At 71.7% G+C, this 24,128-nt stretch carries 14 protein-coding genes; 6 read left to right on the top strand and 8 right to left on the bottom strand.

What is annotated here, in order from left to right; all coding sequences use genetic code 11:
* Nucleotides 1–16 precede the first annotated feature (16 nt).
* The 5 genes from ACX9TP_RS01685 to ACX9TP_RS01665 form a co-directional block, all read right to left on the bottom strand.
* A complete protein-coding gene (locus tag ACX9TP_RS01685; RefSeq protein ID WP_482977939.1) occupies nt 17–2,455 on the bottom strand; it encodes a hypothetical protein in 2,439 nt (812 codons plus the stop codon).
* Nucleotides 2,456–2,541: 86 nt separating this feature from the next.
* Nucleotides 2,542–3,429 carry a CsgG/HfaB family protein gene (locus ACX9TP_RS01680; protein ID WP_482977938.1) on the bottom strand — a complete coding sequence of 296 codons (888 nt, stop codon included), beginning with the start codon at nt 3,427–3,429 and terminating at the stop codon, nt 2,542–2,544.
* Nucleotides 3,430–3,529: 100 nt separating this feature from the next.
* The gene (locus ACX9TP_RS01675; protein WP_482977937.1) at nt 3,530–3,973 is read right to left on the bottom strand and encodes an OsmC family protein; all 444 of its coding nucleotides are present in this window, start codon (nt 3,971–3,973) and stop codon (nt 3,530–3,532) included.
* 124 nt (nt 3,974–4,097) lie between these two features.
* Complete coding sequence (locus ACX9TP_RS01670) at nt 4,098–11,369, bottom strand: putative Ig domain-containing protein (RefSeq protein WP_482977936.1); 7,272 nt, start codon at nt 11,367–11,369, stop codon at nt 4,098–4,100.
* 356 nt (nt 11,370–11,725) lie between these two features.
* On the bottom strand, nt 11,726–13,750 hold the full coding sequence (locus tag ACX9TP_RS01665; protein WP_482977935.1) for a sensor histidine kinase: 2,025 nt from the start codon (nt 13,748–13,750) through the stop codon (nt 11,726–11,728).
* A gap of 197 nt (nt 13,751–13,947) precedes the next feature.
* Here ACX9TP_RS01665 and ACX9TP_RS01660 point away from each other — a divergent pair, with 197 nt between their 5' ends.
* Together ACX9TP_RS01660 and ACX9TP_RS01655 are read left to right on the top strand one after the other, a co-directional pair.
* Nucleotides 13,948–15,057 (top strand): DNA alkylation repair protein, encoded by a 1,110-nt coding sequence (locus tag ACX9TP_RS01660; RefSeq protein ID WP_482977934.1) that lies wholly within the window; start codon nt 13,948–13,950, stop codon nt 15,055–15,057.
* 68 nt (nt 15,058–15,125) lie between these two features.
* Nucleotides 15,126–15,500, top strand: a complete 375-nt coding sequence (locus ACX9TP_RS01655) for a hypothetical protein (protein WP_482977933.1) — start codon at nt 15,126–15,128, stop codon at nt 15,498–15,500.
* A gap of 10 nt (nt 15,501–15,510) precedes the next feature.
* Here ACX9TP_RS01655 and ACX9TP_RS01650 read toward each other — a convergent pair whose 3' ends face one another.
* Nucleotides 15,511–15,795 (bottom strand): hypothetical protein, encoded by a 285-nt coding sequence (locus ACX9TP_RS01650; RefSeq protein WP_482977932.1) that lies wholly within the window; start codon nt 15,793–15,795, stop codon nt 15,511–15,513.
* A gap of 103 nt (nt 15,796–15,898) precedes the next feature.
* Here ACX9TP_RS01650 and ACX9TP_RS01645 point away from each other — a divergent pair, with 103 nt between their 5' ends.
* From ACX9TP_RS01645 to ACX9TP_RS01630, 4 genes are all read left to right on the top strand, one after another.
* Nucleotides 15,899–16,552, top strand: coding sequence for a DUF1990 family protein (locus ACX9TP_RS01645; RefSeq protein WP_482977931.1), 654 nt, complete (start codon nt 15,899–15,901; stop codon nt 16,550–16,552).
* A gap of 4 nt (nt 16,553–16,556) precedes the next feature.
* Nucleotides 16,557–17,810: a DUF1990 family protein gene (locus ACX9TP_RS01640; protein WP_482977930.1), complete on the top strand. Its 1,254-nt coding sequence runs from the start codon at nt 16,557–16,559 to the stop codon at nt 17,808–17,810.
* Between the two features lie 100 nt (nt 17,811–17,910).
* Complete coding sequence (locus ACX9TP_RS01635) at nt 17,911–21,153, top strand: type 2 lanthipeptide synthetase LanM family protein (RefSeq protein WP_482977929.1); 3,243 nt, start codon at nt 17,911–17,913, stop codon at nt 21,151–21,153.
* Between the two features lie 49 nt (nt 21,154–21,202).
* Entirely contained in the window at nt 21,203–21,451 is a 249-nt protein-coding gene (locus ACX9TP_RS01630; protein ID WP_482977928.1) for a mersacidin/lichenicidin family type 2 lantibiotic, read from the top strand.
* 18 nt (nt 21,452–21,469) lie between these two features.
* Here the strand turns inward: ACX9TP_RS01630 and ACX9TP_RS01625 are convergent, their stop codons facing one another.
* Nucleotides 21,470–22,750, bottom strand: coding sequence for a hypothetical protein (locus ACX9TP_RS01625; RefSeq protein ID WP_482977927.1), 1,281 nt, complete (start codon nt 22,748–22,750; stop codon nt 21,470–21,472).
* A gap of 260 nt (nt 22,751–23,010) precedes the next feature.
* Nucleotides 23,011–24,117 carry a DNA polymerase III subunit beta gene (gene dnaN / locus ACX9TP_RS01620; RefSeq protein ID WP_482977926.1) on the bottom strand — a complete coding sequence of 369 codons (1,107 nt, stop codon included), beginning with the start codon at nt 24,115–24,117 and terminating at the stop codon, nt 23,011–23,013.
* Between the last annotated feature and the right edge of the window lie 11 nt (nt 24,118–24,128).

Raw genomic sequence — 24,128 nt, 5'->3', positions numbered from 1 at the left:
GCGCCCCGGCGGGGACCTATCTCGCCGGTGTCGCGAGCCGGTAGACGAAGCCTGTCCGGGTGAAGAGGAGGAGGGCTTGCGTGCCCGCCTCGGCCACCACCTCGATGCGCGCGCCCCGCAGGCCGTCCTCGGCCTGCAGGCCCGGGGGCAGCCCCAGCTCCTTCCAACGCAGGAGCCCTTCCTGGTTGTTGGCGCGCGTGGTGGTCTCGGTGAGGTAGACGCCCTTCTCGCCCAGGGCCATCGGCCAGCCGGCGAGCGACGCGTAGTCCACCACGATGTCCTGGAAACGCTCGGGGAGCGGCTGTGTCAGCGGGACGCCCGAGGGCAGCCGCAGCACCTGTCCGTCGCGCAGGCCCACGCGCCCGTAGGTGGTGGCGTTCTCCGCCTGCCGGCCCCACACCTCCACCGGCTCGCCGTCGCCCAGCGGCAGCGGGATGACGCTCCACTGCCCTTCCGCGGACTGCTGGTACTCGAAGAGGCTGCGTCCGGTGGACAGCCAGCCGCGCACCTTCGGCCCCGTGCTGCTGGTGGGGCTCACCGTCCTGTCGCGCGCCAGCGAGCGGATGGGGAAGCCCGGGTCCGGCGTGAGGCGCGGCAGCAGGCCGGGTTGCGCGCCCGGCTCGGCCTCCAGCTTCGCGCTGTCCAGCACGTAGAGCTGGTCGTTCGCGGTGAGCACCAGCGACGCGCCCTCCGTCCCCGCGGCGGGGACGCCCTGCCCCAGGAAGGGCCCGGAGGCCGGCGCACCGTTGGGTGCCAGGAGCTGCGGCCCGTAGCTGTTGCCGAGCGCGCCGTCCGCCGGGCTGACCTTCACGAGCTGGCCCGACTCCAGCAGCAGCCAGCCCGGAGCCCCGCGCACCAGCGCCGCCAGCCGGGCCTGCTCCGCGGAGCCGCCCTCTCCCTGCCGGCGGTCCACCGCCTTCAGCCCCTCCGACTCGTCGGCGCCCAGCCTGAAGCGCAGCGCGAGGAAGTCCGGGGTGAGCGCGAGGAGCGTCTCACCCAGGATGGGCACGTCCAGGCTGCCCACCTCCAGGGGCGCACGGTCCAGGAAGACGGGACGCAGGGTGCTCAGGGAGCGGCCCCTCCAGAGCTGCCCGTGCATACCGCCCACGGCCAGCCCGCTCCCGAGCGCCTCGTCCACCGCCCCGGGTGTCACCCGTCGTTCCTGGGCCTCGGTGGTGGTGGCGATTTCAGACAGGTCCACCGGTGCGTCCAGCGGCTGACGCAGGCAGGTGCCGGCGGGAGACGCCACCGACGCGCCCACCACGCGGAAGAGGGAGCGGAGGCCATTCTTCGACTCGCACAGCACCTCCACGCCCAACGCCCCGTCCGACACCGGGGTGAAGGTGACGAGGCGGCCGTCGGCGCACGGCGCGCAGTCATCCCAGGCGCGCTCCATGCCTGGCCCCTGCGGGGTGCGCCGCAGCGTCCAGGTGCTCAGCACGTCCACCAGCTCCGTGCGTTCGGCGGACGGGCGCACGAAGCGCCGCAGGCCCCACACCGTGGCGCCCTCGCCATGACGCAGCAGCGGCGTGCCCGGGGCCGCCAGCCCCTCGCGCGACACCGGGTCGTCCGGGTTGAGCACCTGCCACGTGTCACCGCCGGGCGTGCTTCCCGGCTTGCGCCAGAAGAAGAAGTCGCGCGTCGCCACCACCGGCACCAGCACGTCCCCGTCCTGACTGCTGCGGCCGAGGGTCAGGGCGCTGGCGGGAACGGGCCTCGCGTCCAGGATGGGCAGCACCGTGGCGCTCCCCGGGCAGCCGGGCAGGGCGATTCCCGCCACGCACACGCCGCCGTCCAGCTGGACGCCGAAGCCACCGGGGAGGTCCGTGTACGTGCCGCTGGCAACGTCCACCTCGCCCGCCTGGCCTCCCGTGCGCAGCACCAGCAGATTGGAGCCTCCATCCGCCAGCGTCGCGGCCCGCAGCGCCTGGAGGTCCTTCACCGGGGGCTGCACCGTGCTCGTGACGGGGCCGCCTCCGGCCTCGGTCTCCAGCGTGCTCAGCAGGAGCGCTTCGCTCCGCTGGCCCTCGAGCCCCACCGACACCCGGTGGAGCGCCACCTTTCCACCCACGAAGGCGGCACGCACCACCGGGAGGGAGCCCAGCTCGCGCGCGGAGCCGCCGTCGGTGGAGAAGAGGAGGTCATTCTGATAGCCCACGAGGACGCGGCCCCCGTGCACGTCCGCGGCGACGAACCGGGCCTCACCGGTGAGCTGCTTCGGGTAGAGGAGCACGAGAGCGGACGTGTCGGGCGCGGCGCCCAGCGTGGCCGCTTCCGGCGCGTCCTCGTGGCAGCGACTGTCGATGCCGCAGCGCCAGCCGGGCGCGCACGCGGTGTCACGCACCTCCTCCGCCTGCGCGTAGTCACATGGGAAGGCGTTGCCCTCCTCCACCTTCAAGCCGCCCGAGCACGCTCCCGCCACGGTGAGCGCGCCCACTGCGATGAGCGCACCCACGAATCCCCGGAGCAGGGCCGTACCCGTCCTTCCGTTGCCGTGAGCGCGTTCAGCTCGTGCACGCTCTTCGGCGATTCCTGGCGCGCTCATGGCAGCACCCCCGCCACCGCGAGCCCATTCGTGGAGGGCACCAGCGCCACGCGCGGTCCGCCCTCGGGCGGCGGCATCAGCCACAGCCCCGCGCCCACCAGCAGCGCGCCCGCGGCCATGGCTCCCACCGCCACCGTCTTTTCGCGGCCCAGCTTGCGGTCCTGCTCCTGGTAGTACGCCAGCGGGCGCAGCCCCTGCCCCGCGCACTGCCCGCCGCCACCGGGGCACAACTCATCATTGAGCACCTTCTGCCGAGACAGGGCGATGAGGCCGTATACGCCTCCACCCAGCAGCGCCGCGCCGCCCCCCGCCAACAGCGAGTACGGCAGCACGCGCGAGGCCGGCGGTGGCAGCGGAGAGCCGCTCGCCTCCGCCACCGCCCAGGGCACCACCTGCCGCAGCGTTTCCACGTCACGCGCCAGCCGCGTGCTGCGCCCCACCGTGCGGCTCTTCACCGTGTCGAGCACCTGGAGCGACAGCTCATACGTGGCGCCCAGCTTCGACAGCGAGCCCGTCATCACGTAGCGCGCCCCCAGCACGCCGCCCAGGTCCGTGGCGCACGCGGATGCGTCCGCGTCACAGGCGCCCAGCAACTGGCGCTGCCGCTCCGTGGTCAGCATCGTCTGCACGTCGCGGCGGGAGAGCACCTGGAAGAGGCTGCGCTCCGTGAGCGTCTGCACCACCGCGTCCGTGAGCGCCGCCGCGTCGCTGGCCTCCGCGCCCTGCGACACCAGGTCGGACACCAGCAACCGGGGCTTGTCGCCCTGCGTGGCCACCGGAGCACCCGCTCCGGCCGGAGGTGGCGGCATCGGTAGACTGCCACCCGCCTGCGCGAGGGCGGTCAGCCCCCACAGTCCCACGAGGACTCCCACTGTCGCGCGCACGGCCCCTCCCTCTCGCGCCGCCACCGGAAGGACTTCCGGCCGCGGGCATGCTGGAGCCGCGCATGTTAGCGGGAAGTCCCGGGGGGCGCTGGCCAGCGCTTCAGCGGACCTCTTCGATGACGGGCTCCATCAGCACCTCGGAGGTGATGCTCTGGCCGATGAAGCAATACTTGTGGGCCTTCTCGAACATCTCCCGCACCTTCGCCGCGTCCGTGCCCGGAGCGACGCGGATGGTGGGCGCCAGGCGGATTTTCGTGATGCGCGTCACCTTCTCCACCGTGTCGAGCGACACCGTCACGTGGTCCTCGTAGCCGCGCACGTCCAGGCGCACCTTCTTCGCCAGCGCCAGGAAGGTGAGCATGTGGCACGTACCCAGCGAAGCGCCGAACAGGTCCTCCGGGTTCCAGCGCGAGTCGTTGCCGGAGTACGCCGACGCGGCGCTCACCGCGATGTCCTGTTTGCCCGCGGTGCTGACCACGGCGTCCCGGGAGAACTCGGAGGCCGTGGAGCCCTCCCAGCGAAGCTGCAGCGGAAACTCGTGCAAGGTCCACCTCCGTGAAGCGAAGGAAACGTCGCGGGCAGCTTATGCCGCACAACGTCCCTACACTCACGAGGTTCCCGGGGACCTCGCGCCGCGCGGGCAGCGGAGGTCCCCGAGGCCTGGGCCGCTAGAAGTGCGTCACCTCCGCGGACAGCTCATACGCGGTGGCCTTCTTGGCGCCCACGGGCAGCGGCGTCACCTCCGTGCACCGTCCGTCCGGGGTGGAGTTGCCCGGTGGGTCGGCATCGCAGTTGGGGATGGGCTCGAAGGTGCCGCTGTCGCGCTCGGCGAGGACCAGGGTGTCCTTCTTGTACGCGGAGATGACCGGCCCCTCCGAGGGGAGCACCACCTGGACGGTCGCCGCCAGTCCCGCGGGGAACGGGGCACCGGCCGAGAGGTCCAGTTGGAGCTGATAGTAGTAGGGCAGCAGGCGCAGGTCCTGCTTCTTGCCGTTCCGCGTCCCTGCGGCGACGAAGTTCGCGATGTCGGCGATGGCGACCCCGTCCTGCTGCTGAATGAGGGTCAGGACGCTCGGTGACGTCACGGCGCCCGCGGGCAGGACGACGGTGGCGGTTCCATCCGGCGTCGTGAGGCGGGTCTCCCGCGCCGGGTCGATGAGGATGGCCGCGTTGTTCCCCTGGCCGGGAGCGTTGACCGCGATGATGACCGGTCCCGCCGCCGGGCCGGTGACGGCATTGGCGGTCTGGGAGAAGGTCAGCCCGTGCGCGCCGGCCCCGAGCACCAGGGTGCCCGTGTACACACCCGCCGCGTCCGCGGTCAGGGTGCCCACCGGGACGCCGCGGTTGAACATGTTGAGCGTGGCCCCGGGGACGCCCAGGGCACGCACGGTGATGTTCGGGCCCTGCAACGTGGCGCCGTGGACCGGCTCGATGATGAGCGGCGCCGCCGGACGCAGGGTGACGCCGATGGGCGCCGTCGCGGCGCTGGTCCCACCCGAGTTGGTCTGGGTGAAGGTCAGCGAGTGCGCGCCGTAACCCAGGGTGACGGTGCCGGAGATGTTTCCCGAAGCGTCCACCGCGAGCGTGCCCACCGGAACGCCGCCGTTGAACACGTTGACGACAGCCCCCGGAACACCCGTACCGGCGACCGCTACGGAGGTGATGCCCACGTGGTCATCGCCATCCACCGGCGCGGTGATGAGCGGCGCGGAGGGGATGGTGAACACGGTGATGGAAGCGGTCCGCGCACTCGTGAGCCCATTCCGCGTCTGCTGGAAGGTGAGCACGTGGGCTGCTGGCGCGAGGGTGAGGGCCCCCGCGAAGGCGCCCGACGCATCGGCGACGAACGTCCCGACCCGGGTCTCACCATCGAACGCCTCGACGGTGGCGAAGGGCACGCCGAGCCCCTGGACCTGGAACACCGGGTCCACCGAGGCCTGGCCGTCCGTGGGCGCGGTGACGACGGGGACCGGCGGGCGGACGTAGACCGTGACGCTGTTGCTCGGCGCGCTGGTGAGCCCCCCGTTGCGCTGGGTGGCCACCAGCACGTGGATGCCGTAGTCGAGCACCAGCGTGCCGCTGAAGCGACCGGCGGCATCCACGTCCACCGAGGCGCTCACGGTGCCGCTGGTGACGGTGACCAGCGAGCCCGGCACGCCCGTGCCGGCGAAGGCCACCGTCGTCTCCGTGGTGTCGAAGCCGTTGACAGGCAGGGTGAGCACCGGGGCCGCCGGGCGGACGCTCACCGTGACGCTGTTGCTGACGGCGCTGGTGAGTCCACCGTTGGTCTGCGTGGCGGACAACACGTGCACGCCGTAGTCGAGCACCAGCGAGCCGCTGAAGGTGCCCAGGGCATCCACGAAGACGGTGGTGCTGACCGTGCCGTCGGTGATGACCACCAGCGAGCCGGGCACGCCCGTACCGGCGAAGGCCACCGTCGTGTCCGTGGTGTCGAAGCCATTCCCGGGGACGGTGATGACCGGGGCCGCAGGGCGCACGCTCACCGTAACGCTATTGCTGACGGCGCTGGTGAGGCCCCCATTGACCTGCGTGGCCGACAGCACGTGCACGCCGTAGTCGAGCACCAGCGTGCCACTGAACGAGCCCCCAGCGTCCACCGGCACGGTGGCGCTGACGGTGCCATTCGTGACGGTGACGAGCGAGCCGGGCACGCCCGTACCCGCGAAGGCCACCGTCGTGTCCGTGGTGTCGAAGCCATTCCCGGGGACGGTGAGGACCGGGGCCGCCGGACGCACACGGATGGTGACGCTGTTGCTGACGGCGCTGGTCAGCCCGCCATTCGACTGCGTGGCCGACAGCGTGCGCACGCCGTAGCTCACCGTGAGATTGCCGCTGAAGTGGCCCGCGCCATCCACCTCCACCGAGGCACTCACGGTGCCGTCGGTGACGGTGACGAGCGAACCCGGGATGCCCGTGCCGGCGAAGGCCACCGTGGTGTCCGTGGTGTCGAAGCCCTCGGTGGGCAGGGTGAGCACCGGGGCGACCGGGCGCACGCTCACGGTGACGGCATTGCTCGGCGCGCTGGTGAGGCCCCCGTTGGACTGGGTCGCCGACAGCACGTGCACGCCGTAGCTCAGCGTCAGCGAGCCACTGAAGGCACCACTGGCGTCCACCGGGACGGTGGTGCTCACAGCACCGTCCGTGACGGTGACGAGCGAGCCCGGCACACCCGTACCGGAGAACGCCACCGTGGTGCTCGTGGTGTCGAAGCCCGCCTCGGGGACGATGATGACCGGGGCCGCCGGGCGGACGCTCACGGTGACGCTGTTGCTGGTGGCGCTGGTCAGCCCGCCGTTGGTCTGCGTGGCGGACAGCACGTGCACGCCGTAGTCGAGCACCAGCGAGCCGCTGAAGGTGCCCAGGGCATCCACGAAGACGGTGGTGCTGACCGTGCCGTCGGTGATGACCACCAGCGAGCCGGGCACGCCCGTACCGGCGAAGGCCACCGTCGTGTCCGTGGTGTCGAAGCCATTCCCGGGGACGGTGATGACCGGGGCCGCAGGGCGCACGCTCACCGTAACGCTATTGCTGACGGCGCTGGTGAGGCCCCCATTGACCTGCGTGGCCGACAGCACGTGCACGCCGTAGTCGAGCACCAGCGTGCCACTGAACGAGCCCCCAGCGTCCACCGGCACGGTGGCGCTGACGGTGCCATTCGTGACGGTGACGAGCGAGCCGGGCACGCCCGTACCCGCGAAGGCCACCGTCGTGTCCGTGGTGTCGAAGCCATTCCCGGGGACGGTGAGGACCGGGGCCGCCGGACGCACACGGATGGTGACGCTGTTGCTGACGGCGCTGGTCAGCCCGCCATTCGACTGCGTGGCCGACAGCGTGCGCACGCCGTAGCTCACCGTGAGATTGCCGCTGAAGTGGCCCGCGCCATCCACCTCCACCGAGGCACTCACGGTGCCGTCGGTGACGGTGACGAGCGAACCCGGGATGCCCGTGCCGGCGAAGGCCACCGTGGTGTCCGTGGTGTCGAAGCCCTCGGTGGGCAGGGTGAGCACCGGGGCGACCGGGCGCACGCTCACGGTGACGGCATTGCTCGGCGCGCTGGTGAGGCCCCCGTTGGACTGGGTCGCCGACAGCACGTGCACGCCGTAGCTCAGCGTCAGCGAGCCACTGAAGGCCCCACCGGCTCCCACCGGGACGGTGGCACTCACGGTTCCATCGGTGACGGTGACGAGCGAGCCCGGGATGCCAGTGCCGGCGAACGCCACCGTGGTGCTCGTGGTATCGAAGCCGTTGGCGGGCAGGGTGAGCACGGGCGCCGCCGGACGGACTCGCACGGTGACACTGTTACTCGGAGTGCTCGTGAGGCCACCGTTGGACTGAGTGGCCGACAGCACGTGCACGCCATGGCCCAGCGTCAGGGTACCGCTGAAGCCACCCAGGGCATCCACCAGGGCCGTGGCGCTGACGGCCCCCGCCGTGACGGTGACGAGCGAGCCGGGCACACCCGTGCCCGTGAAGGCGACGGTGGTCTGCGTGGTATCGAAGCCACTGACCGGCGTGACGAGCACCGGAGCCGCCGGCCGCACGTGGACGACATGCTGAGCCGTCGCCGGACCGGTGGCGCCCCGGATGGACTGCGTGAAGGTCAGCACGTGCGTGCCGTAGCCGAGCGTGAGGCCGCCACTCAGGCTTCCATTCGCGGCGACGGTGAAGGTGCCCACCAGCGTGCCGAGGTCATACGCGCGCACGGTGGCGCCGGGCAGGCCACTGCCGGTGATGGGGACGGACGTCTGGGTGGTGGTGGAGCCATCCGCCGGCGAGGTGATGGAGGGGGCCGGAGGCAGGATGGACAGCGACACGGCCGCGCTGGAGGCGCTCGTCTGCCCACCCCGCGTCTGCCGGGCGGTGAGCGAGTGGGTGCCCGGCACCAGGGTGACCGTCGTGCGGAACGTCCCATCCGTGCCGACCTGCACGACTGCGGTCTGCGTGCCGTTGTCGTAGAGCGCGAGGCTCGCCCCGGGCACGCCCGTGCCAGTGACCACCACCGACGTGTCGAGCGAGCTGTAGCCGCTGGCGGGAGAGGTGATGACGGGCGCCGGGGGTACCAACGTCACCCGGATGGCGCCCGTTGCCGGCCCGGTGATGCCCGAGCAGGTCTGCGAGAACGTGAAGGCATGGGCGCCGAAGTCGAGCAACAGGGTGGTGCCGAAGCGGCCGGCACCGTCCACCGCGAGCGGGCTCAGGGCGGCACCGTTGTCGAAGACGTTCACCGTCACGCCCGGCACTCCCGCGCCGCTCAACACGACCGCCGGCGAAGTGGAAGTGTCCCCGTCGCGAGGAGCGAAGAGGGTCGGCGCCGGCGGAAGCACCGCGCCACTCACCGTGCCGGACCTGACGCTGACCTGACCGGCGACCTCCTGGGTGGCGGAGAGCGCATGCGGGCCGCAGCCCAGCGGGAGCTGGACCGAGCCATTCCCATTGCCACCAATGGACACCTGGGCGACCGGAACGCCCTGGTCATAGATGACGGCGGCCGCGCCCGGAAGACCGGCGACGCTGACCGCCACCGTGGGGCCCGGCAGGCTGAAGCCCTGGGCCGGTGCGGTGATGACCGGTGCGGGCGGGATGATGCTGACGGTAATGGGCCCGGCCGGGTCGCTGGTGCCGGTGGCGTTGGTCTGCGTGAAGGTCAGCGTGTGCTGCCCGTAGCCGAGGTTGAGCGAGCCGCTGAAGCTGCCATCCGCGCCGATGCCGAGCGAGCCCACCACGCGGCCCCCCTCGATGATGTCGAGCGTGGCCCCGGGAACGCCGCTGCCGGTCACCGTCACCACGGTGCTCGTCGACACCTGGCCATTCACTGGCGAGGTGATGGAGGGAGGGGGCGGCGGGACGGTGTAGAGGTAGCCGCCCACGAGCGTGGTGCTCCCACTCGCGGCGGAGACCACGACGTCGGCCGGGCCCTGGGTGCCGGGCGGGGTGCTGAAACGCAGCGTCGCGCTGTCCACCACCACGAGGTTGCTCACCGCCCGCCCGTCGAGACTCACGCTGACGTTGCCGGTGAAGCCGCCGCCACGCAGCAGTACCTCGGTGCCACCCCTGGCAGGGCCACGGTTCGGCGTCAGGCTGAAGATGGAGGGCGGCGCCGGCGTGAGCGGGGCCACGTGGATGACCGTGGTGACGGGCTGGTCGATGATGGGCGAGCCGTTATCGAAGGCCGTGAAGGTCAGCGTGAAGGTACCCGCCACGGAGGGTATCCAGGAGAAGGTCGCTGACACCGGGTTGCCGGTGACGCTTGGCGGGAACGAGGAGTCGCCCGGGAGCCCTTTGGTGCCGCGCAGGGTGACGAGCTGCCCCGCGTCGTCGTCGTACGCCGACATGGTGAACGACACCTGCTCGCCCACCTTCACGAACACGTCCTGCGGCGGCCTCACGGAGAACATGGGCGACTGGTTGGGGAAGGTGCCCACGGAGATGACCACCACCTGCTGGTCACTGCCTCCCTGACCGTCATCGACGCGCACGGTGGCCTGCCACACGCCGATGGCGCTCGCCGTCGGCGTCCACGTGTATCTGCCCACGCGCCTGCCGTCGGGCGTGGTCGCAGTGGTGGCGGTGAAGCCGAGGCTCGCGGCGTCCGGCGCGCGATTCACGCCATTCGGGTCGACGAGGATGGGGAGGCTGTAGGTGAGCGTGTCCCCGGGGTTGGGGTCGGAGGCCACCGCCTCGAACTGGAGCGTCTGACTGACGAAGGCCTCCACGCGCAGCGGGTCCACGCCGACGCGCTTGTTGGCGATGAGCTCCAGCCGGGGCGAGCGATTGGTCGCGGCCTGGACGGTGACGATGGCCTGCCGGCTGTCGAAGAGCCGGTCCTGCCCACCCAGCGGGACCGTGCCGGTGTCATACGCCTCGAAGTTGATGCCGAAGTTGCCCACCTGGCCGGCGGTCGGCGTCCATGTGAAGGTGCCCACCGCCGGATTGCCCGCCGTGGGAGTGAAGGTGGCGCCGGGGGGAAGCCCGGTCGCCGACAGCGTCACCCGCTGTCCATCCGGGTCCGTGGCCCGGACCGTGAAGGTGAGGGTCTCCCCCACCTGCACCGTCGGACTGGCGATGGAGTCCAGCACCGGTGGCCGGTTGGTCGTCGTCATGGGCGCGAGCAGGCCGTCCCGCTTGGAAATCCAGCCCGCCGAGTCCTCCACCTCGACGGACAGCACGTAGGCCCCACCGGGTTCACCGAAGGCGTTGTCGAGCAGCGCCGCCGTCTGGCTGGCGGGAATGCGGATCTGGCCCGTCTGGTCCACCGCGAGGCCGGGGACCTGGGTGGCCGGGCCGAAGACGGGATAGCGCGGGGTGAGCGGAGACAGGCGGTAGAGCAGCGAGCGCCCCACGTTCGACCGGGCGTTCAGGTTCTGCGAGTACTCGAAGCCACGGGGCACTGCAGCCTGGAAGCTGGCGGACAGGTCCGGACCGCCGCTGGCGGTGCCATTCCAGATGACGCGCACCCGGCCACCGAAGCCGCTGTTGGGCCCGCCGCAGACCTCCCCCGGCTCGACGTTCTGGATGCCCCGGATGCGGGACCAGTCGTTCCAGATGATGTCGTAGGCGCCGAAGCCGAGCTGCCGAGGGGTGTTGATCTGCCCCGCCGCGCTGACGAAGCCCAGCGGAATGGTGAGGACCTGGGTCCGCTCGTCAAAGCCGGCCGGGGACATGTCCACCGCCGTGGTGGTGCCCGTCATGCTGAAGGTGTTCGGGTTCCAGGTGTGGACCGTGACGCCGTCGGACACCCGGACGATGCGCATGCCCGATGCCGGAGTCAGGAAGACCGCCCCACCCTCCGGGCAGTTGAACTGCTGCAGGCCGAAGCGCGAGCTGTCGATGCCAGCGAAGGGGAAGGGGGCGGTCCCCTCGCGCCAGCGGGTGCGCGCCGTCAGCTTCACCACGCCGTTGCCATCAATGGTTGCCCACATGTCCACGCCGCGGAAATGTGAGGCTTCAGCGCGGGTCGCCAGGCTCACACAAGCAAGCAGCACCAACGCCAGCCAGCGGCGGATTCCAAACCCTCTCAACATGGATGTCCCCCTCCAGGGAGCCGCGACGGCGGGAAACGCCAGGGCGCGCAGTAGGCGTTTCCGCCCGTGCCGCGACCCGAATTCTCAGCCATCGGGATTCTATTTCTAAGAATACAAGGTAGCGGACGGATTCCAGTGCTGTCCACTCCATGTCAGTGAAAATCTCTCCAACCGCCGTATGCGGAAGAGGGAACGGCAGGCTTTGCGCGGTGCGCAAAGGCTTTCACGCGGCGCCCGGGCCGCGGCGAAAGCCCTTACCCGACCAGGACCTGGACCGCGGCGGGCTGGAGCGGCAGGTCCACGATGAAGGTGGCGCCCTCGCCCGGCTGGCTCTCCACGCGGATGGTGCCTTCCATGGCCTCGACGAGCGTGCGCACCACGTACAGCCCCAGGCCCAGGCCGCCGTAGTGCCGCTCGGACACGGCGCGCTCGAACTTCTGGAAGATGCGCGCGTGCGCGGCCGCGTCGATGCCGATGCCCTCGTCGCGCACGAACAGCCGCGCGCGCCCGTCCGCCTCCTCCACGTGGACGTGCACGGGCCGGCCCGCGCCGTACTTGAGCGCGTTGGACAGGAGGTTGGACACCACCTGCTCCATCCGCAGCCGGTCCCAGCTCCCCACGCACGGGTCCGACGACCGCATGTCCAGCTCGCTGCCGGAGCGCTCCGCCTCCGGGACGAAGCGCGCCACCATCTCCTGCACCAGCGCCGTCAGGTCCACCGGCTCGCGGTGGATGCGCAGCCGCCCGGTGCTGATGCGCGACACGTCCAGCAGGCCGTCGATGAGCTCCGCCAGCCGCGTCACCTGCCGCTTCATCGCCGCCACCTCGCGGCCGTGCCGCCGCGACACCGCGGAGTCCGGGTCCGCGTCGATGGCGCGCGACAGCGCATGGAGTCTCAGCCCCAGCGACGTCAGCGGCGTCTTCAGCTCATGGCTGGCCACGGACAGGAACTCGTCGCGCGCGCGGATGGCTTCCTGGAGGTGCCGCTCCACCGTCTTCAGGCGGGTGATGTCCTGGAAGGGCATCACCACCGAGGCGGGGTGGCCGTGCATGGCGGGCAGCAGCTCCGAGGAGATGCTGAGCACGAACTCGCCCTCCTGCGTGTGCCAGATGACCTCCATTCCCTCCAGCTTCTCGCCCCGGGCCGCGCGCGCGGCGGGCAGCTCCGCGTTGTCGAGCCTGCGCCCCTTCAGGTCGGTGACGTGGAAGACCTCCCCCTGCTCCGACGCGGGCAGGCCCCTGGGGATGAGGCGGCCGTGCAGCCGCGCCGCCGCCGCGTTGGAGGAGAGGAGCTCTCCCGTGCGCGGGTCCACCATCACCACCGGCAGCGGCATCAGGTCCAGCACCGCCTCCAGCCACATGTGCTGGCTCTCCACCGCCTGCCGCGCCAGCACCTGCTCCGTCACCTCGAAGGCGAACGTCACCAGCCCGTCCACCCGGCCCCGCTCGTCCCGGAGCGGCTCGTAGATGATGTTCCAGAACTTCGTCTCCACGCGGCCCTCGCCCGCGTAGTCGACCGTCACCGGCAGCTCGTTGGCGATGGCCCGCTCACCGGACTCCAGCACGGTGCGGTGGAGTGACAGGACGTCGGGCGACAGGTCCGGGATGGCCTCCGTCAGCGCACGGCCCACCATCTCCCGTCCGCCCATGAGCCGCCGCTGGAGGGGATTGACGAACTCGTAGCGCAGCTCCGTGCCCTGCAGGACGCAGATGGCCACGGGCGCCTGGGTGAACAGCTGGTGCAGCTTGTTGCGCTCCGCCTTCTCCGCCTCGCGCGCCGCCAGCTCCGCCGTCACGTCCTTGTAGGCAATCGCGATGTGGGTGACGTCGCCGCCATTGGGCGCCAGCGGGAAGCAATGGCAGGAGATGGCGATGCGGTTGGCCGCCTCCACGTGGATGTGCTCCAGCTCCCGCACGTCGTACCAGAAGACCGGCGTCTGGACCGTCTCGCCCGCGAAGGCGCGCCGGATGTACGCGAGCAGCCCGAGCCGCTCGAGCAGCTCGTCACGGAAGAGGTCGTACTCGGGCGGTGGCTCCGCGCCGAACATCTTCCGGTAGGCGGGGTTGATGAGCAGGCAGTGGCCGTCCGCCGTGAAGATGGAGTACGGCACGGGCGAGTGGGTGAAGAGGCCCTCCAGCAGCGCGAGCGGGTCCGGCACGGAGGCGAGCTGCTCGCGCAGCGGCCGCGTCCCGGAGGACGCGCGCGCGGGACGCCCCGGGCTGGCCCGGCTCCGGCCCGTGCCCTGCTTCTGCCCCCGACCGTTGTGCGTCTTCGCCACCAGGCATGGCGTACCAGAGCGGGAGGGCCCCTGCCCAGCCCGGGTAGACCGGGACACGGGCGCCGGCCCGCTGCTCGCAGGCTCCTGGAACGGGCGGCCCTTCCACCCCGGGCGCATGGATTTCACAACGCCGTGCGTCGCGGGAGGGTGTCGTCAGGGCTTCCGTCCAGGGGAGCGCATGACAGGATGCGCGGGCCATGGCGGAGCCCCTCAAGACCTTCTTCAACGCCCGGCTCGTCGAGCGCCTCGCGGCGGCGCTGCACGGAGCCCTCCCGTCCTTCCCCCGCGCGGCCTTCGTCCGCGAGGCCACCACGGGCCTGGAAGGGCACGAGCTGCTCGGTCGCGCGCGACACCTCTCCGGCGCGATGCGGCGCGCGCTGCCCGGGGACTACGCCCGCGCGGTGGACGTGCTGGTGCGCTCGCTGGGGCCGGAGCTGGAGCGGACGGAGGGCTCGGGCATGGAGGTGTTCTTCTACCTGCCCCACGTGCTGTTCGTGGCCGAGCACGGCCTGGAGCACTTCGAGGAGTCCATGCGCGCGCAGTACGCGCTCACCCGGCGCTTCACCGCGGAGTTCTCCATCCGCGCGTACCTGGAGCGCCACCCGGAGCGGACGCTGGCGCGCCTGCGCGAGTGGGCGGCGGATGAGAACGTGCACGTGCGGCGGCTCGTGTCGGAGGGCACGCGGCCCCGGCTGCCGTGGGCGCCCCGGCTGCGCGCCTTCCAGAAGGACCCGCGGCCGGTGCTGGCGCTGCTGGAGCTGCTGAAGGACGACCCGGAGCTGTACGTGCGCCGCTCGGTGGCCAACAACCTCAACGACATCGGCAAGGACCACCCGGACGTGCTGGTGCGGGTGGCGAAGGCGTGGATGAGGGACGCGCCGCCGGAGCGCGAGTGGCTCGTCCGTCACGCGCTGCGCTCCGCCATCAAGCGCGGAGAGCCCGCGGCGCTGGAGGTGCTCGGCGCGCGCAAGCCGTCCGGCATCGAGGTGCGCGCGACGGCGCTGCCGAAGCGCGCCTCGGTGGGCGGCAAGGTGGACGTCCGCTTCGAGGTCGCCAACCGCTCACGGAAGAGTCAGACGCTGGTGGTGGACCTCGCGGTGTACTTCCAGAAGGCGAGCGGCGAGGCACGGCCCAAGGTGTTCAAGGTCCGCGCGCTCACGCTGGAGCCCGGCCAGGTGGAGGAGGTCGGCAAGCGCGTGTCCTTCCAGCAGCTCACCACGCGCAAGCACTACCCGGGCCCGCACCGGTTCGAGGCCTTCGTGAATGGCCAGGGCCTGCCGCTGGGCACGGTGGACGTCACCGGGTAGAGCACGCCCACGCGGGGCGCATTCGGGCTTTCGCGCGGGCACCCACGTGGTTACAAGCAGTGCCACGGATGCACGTCCAGGTCGTCAGGCTCGAGCAGGGAGAAGTGGGTCCGCGCGTCGCGCTGAAGACGCCGGGCGGGGTCATCTGGGCCTACTGGCGCGGAGACCCGCCCTCGCGCGGGCAGTTCACCGACGTGGAGCTCGCCGTCACCCGGGTGCTCACCTGGGGCGAGGAGCTGGAGCCGGTGTCCGAGGCCGAGGCCGGTGAGCCCACGCTGGGCGTCCTCGACGGGACGCTCGAGACGGCGGACGCGGAGGGCACCGTGACACTGCGCGTGGGCCCCTCGCTCGTCATCCTCTCCGCGAAGGGCCCTCCGCCCGCGCCCGGCACCCGCGTCCGCCTGCGCAACTGCGAGATTGCCGCGTACCCGACGCACCTGTAGCCGCGAGCGCTCAGCGCGGGCCCAGCGTCTTCACCAGCTTGTTGTAGACGCCCATCACCAGCAGCGGCGTCACCCACAGGCCCACGAAGCGGGCCGAGCGCTCGCGGCGGCTCAGCTCCAGGCCGAGCGACACCGCCATCGAGCAGAAGCTCGCGAAGAGGAACACGTGTGACGGCACCTTGGCCGTCTGCTGCTCCAGCAGGCGGGTGAACGAGTCCTCGACATGCTCGGCCCGCACCACCGGGGGCGCCACGTACTCCTTCTCCGAAGCCTCACTCGCCGGATTCACGTCCATCCCCATGCTCCCTCCCTGAGCGGGCAGGCAGGCCCGCGTCGAAATGAAGACCCCCTGTCCTGAGCGCGGCTACGCCATGCAGCCGGGCAGAGCGGTCCCCATCATGGTGGGACCGACCACGGGAAAGGGCGAGATGGAGAGCGAGTCGACGGACACCGAGAGCAACCAGGCAGCCGACCTCCTGCTCCCTGAGGATGGCGCGGGGCCGCTGCTCCAGCGCGACTACTGGGCGGTCATCAAGGGCTGCCAGCACCCGCCTTCAACGGTCATGGACTGGGTCGCCCGCCGCTTCCCGGAGTTCGCCCCCGCGGAGCTGTGCGTCTTCGAGCACAAGGATGAAGCCCGCAAGGGCGAGCCGCTGGAGCTGGGCGACGAGCTGACGGTGAAAATCCAGGGCGCGGGGACGTTCGGCGTGCGCGTCATCCACAAGGACGCGCAGAGCCTCACGCTCGCCACCCTGCCGGGCCACCCGGAGGCGGGCCGCATCACCTTCGGGGCGTACCGCAACGAGCACGACGACGTCATCTTCCACATCCGCAGCCGGGCGCGTTCCGGCTCGACGTTCCACTACGTGGGGTTCGTCACCGCGGGCGAGGCCATGCAGACCAACACCTGGACGGAGTTCGTGCTGCGCGCCGCCGTCACCGCCGGAGAGGGCGTGGTGGGCGTCATCCACGCCGACACCACCGAGCTGGAGGACGAGCCCGACGGTGCGGACCCGGAGCACGACCCGACGTTCATCGCAAAGGGAGATTAGGCGCATGATTGAATGGCGGTGGCTCTCCGGTTGGACGGAGGAAGAACTGGTGCCCAGGCTGGATGAGGCCCGCACGCAGGGCCGCAACTACGCCGCGGGCGCGGGGGAGATGACGCTGGAGGCGGGCTGGAGCCAGGTGCACTCCGTGGGCCTGCTGGGCCACGAGCTGCCCGGGGCGCCCCAGGCCGACGGCATCTTCGAGCGCGCACGCAAGGTGCTGGAGACGTTCGACTTCTCCGACCCGCGCATCGTCCGCTGGCACTTCTCCGCCGACGAGCCGATGCGGGGCCGCACCGTGCTGCTGGAGCTGAAGTCGCTGGGACAGAAGCTGCGCTACCTGTGCGCGGTGCGCGTGGGCGGCACGCGCCTGGAGTACGGAGAGAAGTGCAGCGTCTACGGCTTCAGCTTCGAGACGCTGGAGGGCCACATCGAGGCGGGACGCGAGTGGTTCCTGCTCAAGAAGGACCACCAGACGGGCGAGGTGCGCTTCCACATCGAGGCGGCCTGGCGCCCGGGAGAGTTCCCCAACTGGTGGAGCCGCCTGGGCTTCACCATGGTGGGGCGGCGCTACCAGCGCGCGTGGCACCGGCTGACGCACGTGCGCCTGCGCGAGCTGACGCGGCGGCGTCCGGACCTGGTGGGGCAGCCGGCGAGCTCGGGGCAGATAGAACACTCCGGCCACGAGCTGGAGCTGGGGCCCGTGCAGTTCTTCGCGCAAATCGCGCCCGGGCGACAGAAGACGCAGATGGACGAGGAGGTGGAAGCCGTGCATCGAGGACAATGGTTGACCCCCCTGGGGTTGGGTGTGCTGGCGGGGATGCGGAGCATGAGCGCGCCCACCTTGGTGAGCCGGCGGCTGTCGCAGGCGCCGGGGCCGAGGACGGACCCGCTGGCCGAAGCGCTGTCGAAGCCGTGGGTGCCGAAGGTGCTGGGCGTGCTCGCGCTGGGGGAACTGGTGGCGGACAAGCTGCCGAAGACGCCGGCGCGCGTGAAGTTCGTCCCCCTGGCGGGCCGGGTGCTCACGGGCGTGCTGGCCGGGGTCTCGTCCGTGTCGGGCCAGAAGCGGGGCGTGATGGCGCTGGCGGGCGTGCTGGGCGGCGCGGCGGCGGTGGCGTCAGCCTGGGCGTTCTACTCGCTGCGCACGGTGGCCACGAAGCGCTTCAAGGTGCCTGCCGTGGCGGCGGCGTTCACCGAGGATGCCCTGGTGGCGGCGCTCGCCTCGCGGCTGATGCCGGCGGTGGAGACGCGCGCGGAGTGACGCGGGCCGCGGGTGTTCCCGACGAGGGAGGCGTGACGGAGGGCCGGCGTGCATCTGTTAGCGTCGGCGCTCCCATGCCTCCTCTCGTCGTGCCATGCCCATGAGCACTCCTCCCGCTGGCTGGCCGAGCCTGACCTCGTGGAGCCGTGCGCTTTCGCTCGTCGAGCGCGCCCGCGCCCGGCAGCGCCTGCCGCCCGCCTCCGCGCCACCTCCCGAAGCGCGAGCGCGGGCCGACCGTCTCGCGGCGCGCTGGCACGGACAGCGGCCCTTCGAAGACCCCGCGCTCTGGCACGCGCGACTCGCCGCGGACGGACTCGACGAGCCTGGCTGGCGGGAGCTCCTCGTGGCCCGGGAGGACTGGCTCGCGGCGCGGGAGACACCACCGTCCTGGCTGGAGCTGCTGCGACACGCCCATACGGAAGCTGGGACTGCGGCGGCCCCCACGCCGGCCGGGCTGCTGGCCCCCGTGGCGCCGCTGATGCGCTGGGGCCTCCATCAGCTCAGGGACGGACTGCGGCGGCTCGCGCCCGCCGACGCGCCGCCGCGCTTCGTGCCGGAGTCGGTGGAAGCCTCGCTGCTCCGGCTGCTCGAACGTCGATTGAAGGGCCGGCTGGCCCGCACCCTCGCGCTCGAGCTGCACATCGCCGGCCTCGAGGAACGGCTCATGGGGAGCACTCCCGAGGAGCGCTTCGCCAGCTTCGCCGCCAGTCTCGGTACGCCTCCGGCGGCGCTCGAGCTGCTCGGGCGCTACCCCGTCCTCGCGCGGCAGCTCTCCGTCTGTGTCGAACACTGGGTGGCCTTCAGCCTCGAGGTCCTGGGCAACCTGCGGCGCGATTGGAGCGCGCTGTGCGAGCGGTTCATGCGCGAGGAAGCTCCAGGCCCACTGCTCGAGGTCGAGGGCACCGCGGGAGACTCCCATGGAGGTGGCCGCAGCGTGCTCCTATTGCGCTTCCAGGGTGGACCAAGGCTCGTCTACAAGCCGCGCTCGCTGGCGCTCGAAGCGGGCTTCCACGACCTGGTGCGCTGGCTGGGCCCGGACCTGGAGCCCTCGCTTCGCCCCCTCGCCGTGCTGGACCGCGGCGACCACGGCTGGGTGGAGTTCGTACGGGACGCGCCCTGCGACTCCTCCGCCGGGCTGGAGGCCTTCTACCTGCGCCAGGGCATGCTGCTGGGACTCTTCCACTTCCTGTCGGCCACGGACTTCCACTACGAAAACCTCATCGCGGCCGGAGAGCACCCGGTCCCCGTCGACCTGGAGACGCTGTTCCACCCGGCCGTGCCACGTGCTCGCGCGCTCCCTCCCGGCGATGACGGTATCGAGGAGAGCGTGCTGCGCCTGGGACTGCTGCCCCAGCGCATCCTTCCCCTGGATGGGAGCGCCGGAATCGACATCAGCGGGCTCGGCGCGACCGCGGGCCAGAAGACGCCCATGGACGTGCTCCAGCTCGTCGACGCGGGCACCGAGCGGATGCGCTTCGTCGCCGCGCCCCACCACCTGGGCACGCCGCGCAGCCGGCCGACACTGCAAGGCGCGCCCGTGGAGCTCGCCGACCATGTCGACGCCATCACCCAGGGCTTCACCCGCATCTGGCGACTCCTCCAGCAGCGGCGGGACGCCCTGCTCGCGCCGGGTGGCCCGCTGGCCACGCTGTCGGACGCCGAGGTCCGCCTGGTGGCGCGGCCCACGCGCGTCTACGCCAACCTCCTCTCGGAGAGCGCGCACCCGCACCACCTGCAGGATGCGCTGGAGCGCGACTGCCTCTTCGACAGGCTGTGGCTGGGGGCCGCCGACTCCCCCTTCCTCCAGGCGCTGATTCGTCCGGAGAAGGAGGACCTGGAGCGCGCCGACATCCCGCGCTTCTCCACGCGCGTGGGCTCGCGCACCGTCTGGGACAGCCAGGGCCGCCCGCTGCCGGTGTCCCTGGAGGAGAGCGGCCTGGAGCGCGTGCGCCGCCGGCTGGAGAGCGCGGACGAGGCCGACCTGGAGCGGCAGCTCCACCTCATCCGACAGACCGTCCACCTGGATGCGCTGGCGCGGCGGCCCACACCGCGAACGCGCTCCAGCGGAGTGCCCGGCGCGGCGCCCGCCAGCCGGGACGCGCTCCTGGCCGCCAGCTCGGCCGTGGCGGAGCGGCTCGCGGCGCTGTGTTTCCGGGGACAGCGGCGGGCGCGCTGGCTCGTGCCGCGCCGTCTGGAGGGACGCCACTGGACGCTCGCGGAGGCCGGGCCGGACCTCTACTTCGGACTGCCGGGCATCGCCCTGTTCCTCGGTCAGCTCGGCGCGGTGGGGGGTGAGCCACGGCATCGCGCGCTCGCCGAGGCCGCCACCGCCGCCTTGCACGACCAGCTCCGCGCCGCACCGGGACGACGGACGGCCAGCGCCCTGGACAAGGTGGGTGCCTTCGACGGCTGGGGCGGCGTCCTCTACGCCTGCACGCACCTGGCGGCCCTGTGGCGCGAGCCGGAGCTCTGGACGCTGGCGGAGTCCGTGCTCGTTCACCTGCCCGAGGCCATCGAAGCCGACGGGTACCATGACCTCGTCAGCGGCAACGCGGGCTGTCTGCTCGGCCTGCTGCGGCTCGCGGAGCAACGCCCCGCGTCCGAGGCCATGTCCCTGGCACGCAGGTGCGGCGAGCGGCTCCTGGCGGCGGCGCGGCCCGCGGGCGAGGGGCTCGGCTGGCTTCCGCTCCGGGGCGCTTCACGGCCGCTCCTGGGGCTGTCGCACGGCACGGCGGGCATCGCCTGGGCGCTGCTGGAGCTGGGCGCCGTCACGGGCGAGCCCCGCTACTTCGAAGCCGCCCGGGGCGCACTGGCCTACGAGCGCGGAGGCTTCTCCCGTGAACACGGCAACTGGCCCGACCTGCGCGACGGCGCGCCAGAGGACGAGGCCTCCGAGAGCGCGGGCGGCGGGCGCTTCCTCACGGCCTGGTGTCACGGCGCGCCCGGCATCGGCCTGTCGCGGCTGGGCATGCGCGAGCACCTGGAAGATGAGGCCCTGGAGCGCGAGCTCGACGAGGCCGTGGCCACCACGCTTCGCACCGGCTTTGGCCTCAACCACAGCCTGTGTCATGGAGACCTGGGCAACCTCGACTTCCTCCTGCAGGCCGCGCGGGCGCGAGGAGACGAAGCGCTGGAAGCGCGGGTGTATCTCCAGGCGGCGGGGGTGCTCGAAGACATCCAACAGCGGGGGTGGCTGTACGGCACGCCTGGAGGAACCCAGCCGCCGGGGCTGATGGTGGGCCTCGCGGGCATCGGTCATGGGCTGCTGCGGCTGGCGGCGCCAGACGAGGTGCCTTCGGTGCTGCGCCTGGAGGCTCCGGGCAGGGCCGGTTTACGCCCTTGAAGCACAACGGCTAGCATGCCGGGGCGGTACCACCTGCACGGAGGACACAATGAAGAAACTCTCCAGGGAAGACATCGTTCGCGCCTGGCGTGACCCGGACTTCTACCGCTCTCTCGACGAGGCGCAGCGCGCCGCGCTCCCAGCGCATCCCGCGGGCCTGGTCGAGCTCCCGGATGCCGTGCTCGACGCCGTCCACGGCGGCTACAGGAGCGCCGAGGGCACGCACTACTCGTTCTGTGACCCCACGGCCGACTGGTGCGACGACTGCAAGGGTGACGTCCTCACCCGGTCGGTGTGACGCAGCGGGCGGCGGACCTCAGCTCCCGCGTGAGGCGGCGTTGCGAGCGGCGTGAACCAGCGCGGCCAGGTCCCTGACGTCCGCGCCCACGTCCGCCGCCGGCGGCCTCGCCCGGTCCGGTGAGAACAGACGCGCGGGCGTCTGTGATTGACCGCGCAGCAGGATGAACAGCCGCAGCGCGTCCCGCAGTCGCTCCACGTCCGGGCCCTCCTCACGGCGGGCCCGTTGCGCCGCGCTCCACAGCCGCACCCACGCGGCCTCTTCATTCCAGGCTCCCGAAGGCCGCTCACGAGACAGCGCCGCCAGCTCCGCGGCCAGCTCGAACAGGGCCGCGCGTCCCTCGCCGAAGGCCTCGCACGGCTCGAGCCGCGCAGCGCGCGTCGCGCCCGAAGCGGTGCCCTCGCGAAGCTCGAGGGCAGCGCCCTCACGCGGCTCCAGCTTCGCCGCCTGCCCTGCGCCTGTGGACAGGCCGCCCTCGCGAGCCGCCAGCCACACGAGCAGCTCCGGCACCTCCGCGTCGCCGGGCACCACCGGCGCCAGCCGCGCCTCCAGCAGCGCGCGCAGCCGGGCCCGGGCGACCCCCGTCCAGAACGCCGCGTGCAGCAGCAACTCCGGCCCGCTGCGCGGCACCTGCAAGGGCACGCGCGACGCGCGCTTCTCCAGGAACTCCTTCACCCGGCCACTGGTGTCGAAGTGCTCCAGCCGCTGCCACAGCGTGGCCAGCGCCGTCCCGGCCAGCGGGAGCGCGCGCCGCAACTCCTCCGCCTCTTCCACGGTGAAGGGCAGCGGCCCCTCCGGCGCGGGGCGCTTGAAGACACGCTCGAACACCTCGGCGGCGGCGCACGCGGCGCGCAGCTCCGGCAGGTTGCGCGGCAGCAGCTCCACGGCCCGGGCCCAGGTGCGCCGGCCCAGCAACGGGCCCGCCTCCAACACCACCTCCTCCAGCTGGAGCAGCGCCTCACCGAGCGTCTCCGGGCACTCCTCGTCGGGCAGCCGACGGAAGGCCGCGTGCTCCACGGCGTCTCGCAGCCGCTCCACCTCGGCCATCAGCTTCATGGGCGCGGCGTGGGCCGGCCACCCCTCCGCGGCGGCGCGGCGCTTCAGCGCGGCGAGCGCGGCGTCCACCTCCGGCTGGGCCTGGGCCACCTCGCGCAGCAGCTCGAACTGCGCACGCACCCGGTCCTTCCAGAAGAAGGCGTCCAGCATGCCGCGCAGCGCCCGGTAGCGAAGCCGCGTGGCCTCCAGGAGGTCCGCGCGGTCCTCCAGCCGAGCCCGCAGGTTGTCCGGGTGGGTGGCCACGCCCTCACTATACGAAGGCGGCTCGCGGCCGGCAGGCCCCCGGCCCCCGGGGCCCCGCACGAGTGAACGGTGCGCGGCCTGCTTCCGTTGGCTTGGAGGCGCGCGGGGGACGGGCGGCGCCTCCAGGTCCGGCAGTCACGTTCAGGATGCGACCGCGCGGATCCGACAGCGCCTTACGGCGACCGGCAGCGGCAAAAAGGAACGCTCATTCCGCGAGACCGCCGGCCGGAGGAAGGGCGGGACGCCTTGCCTGCCCCGGCTCACACGCGCATGGGCATGACGACGGCGGTGAAGCTGCGGTCGCCGGGGGCGTGGAGGACGCCCGGGCTGTGCTCGTCGCCCAGCTCGAAGGAGACCTCGTCCGTCTCCGTCACGGTGAGCACGTCCATGAGGTAGCGCGCGTTGAAGCCGATGGTGATGTCGTTGCCGCGGTAGGCCAACTCCAGCACGTCCTTGGCCTCGCCCAGGTCCGGGTTGCTCGCGGTGATGACGAGCTTGTTGTCCTCCAGGCCGATGCGCACCGCGTTGCTCTTGTCCGCCGACAGCAGGGCGATGCGCTTGAGGCCTTCGAGGAAGCGCGTCTTCGGCACGAGGACGACCTTCTCGCCCTGCTTGGGGATGACGCGCTGGTACTCGGGGAACTGGCCGTCGATGAGGCGCATCACCATGGTGAGGCCGGGCTTCTTGAACAGGGCGGAGTTCTCCGCGAAGCCCAGGTGGCACTCGGCGTCGGGGGCCTCGTCGAGCAGGCGCTTGAGCTCCATCAGGCCCTTGCGGGGGATGATGACGCCGCTCTTGAGCTTGAAGTCGCCCGGCACCTCGCGCTCGATGAGCGACAGGCGGTGGCCGTCGGTGGCCACCATGCGGACCTTGCCGTCGTCCTGGGGCTCGAAGAAGACGCCGTTGAGGATGTAGCGCGTCTCGTCGCTGGAGATGGCGAACTGGGTCTTCTTGATCATCTCCAGGAGGGTGTTGCCGCCCACCTGGACCAGGGGCGCGTTCTCCTCCTTGGGCAGCTTGGGGTACTCCTCGGCGGCCATGCCGACGATCTTGAAGTGGGCCGAGCCACTGGAGATGTCGACGTAGTTGTTGGCCAGCTTCTTGAGGGTGACCTGGGCGTCCGGGAGGTTCTGGACGATGTCGAAGACGTACTTGGCGCTGAGGGTGACGGCGCCCTGCTTGATGACCTCGGCGGGGTGCTCGGAGACGATTCCGATGTCCAGGTCGAACGCGGTGACGGTGATGCCGCCCTTGTTCGCGGTGACGAGCACGTTGGCGAGGATGGGCATCGTCGTCTTGCGCTCGACGATTCCCTGCGCGCGGTAGAGGGCCTTCTTCAGCTCGTCAGCGGCGATGCGGAATTCCATCGGAAGGTGTC

Source organism: Pyxidicoccus sp. M15 (genome assembly GCF_056858435.1).
The sequence above is the reverse complement of the archived record's forward strand: the minus strand, read 5'-3'. Positions and strand labels throughout refer to the sequence as shown.

Excerpts from the sequence above, each read along its gene's own strand:
- ACX9TP_RS01645 (WP_482977931.1), top strand. The coding sequence starts at position 15,899 with ATGGTGGGACCGACCACGGGAAAGGGCGAGATGGAGAGCGAGTCGACG.
- dnaN (WP_482977926.1), bottom strand. The coding sequence starts at position 24,117 with ATGGAATTCCGCATCGCCGCTGACGAGCTGAAGAAGGCCCTCTACCGC.
- ACX9TP_RS01670 (WP_482977936.1), bottom strand. The coding sequence starts at position 11,369 with ATGTGGGCAACCATTGATGGCAACGGCGTGGTGAAGCTGACGGCGCGC.
- ACX9TP_RS01660 (WP_482977934.1), top strand. The coding sequence starts at position 13,948 with ATGGCGGAGCCCCTCAAGACCTTCTTCAACGCCCGGCTCGTCGAGCGC.
- ACX9TP_RS01635 (WP_482977929.1), top strand. The coding sequence starts at position 17,911 with ATGAGCACTCCTCCCGCTGGCTGGCCGAGCCTGACCTCGTGGAGCCGT.
- ACX9TP_RS01650 (WP_482977932.1), bottom strand. The coding sequence starts at position 15,795 with ATGGACGTGAATCCGGCGAGTGAGGCTTCGGAGAAGGAGTACGTGGCG.
- ACX9TP_RS01655 (WP_482977933.1), top strand. The coding sequence starts at position 15,126 with ATGCACGTCCAGGTCGTCAGGCTCGAGCAGGGAGAAGTGGGTCCGCGC.
- ACX9TP_RS01640 (WP_482977930.1), top strand. The coding sequence starts at position 16,557 with ATGATTGAATGGCGGTGGCTCTCCGGTTGGACGGAGGAAGAACTGGTG.
- ACX9TP_RS01630 (WP_482977928.1), top strand. The coding sequence starts at position 21,203 with ATGAAGAAACTCTCCAGGGAAGACATCGTTCGCGCCTGGCGTGACCCG.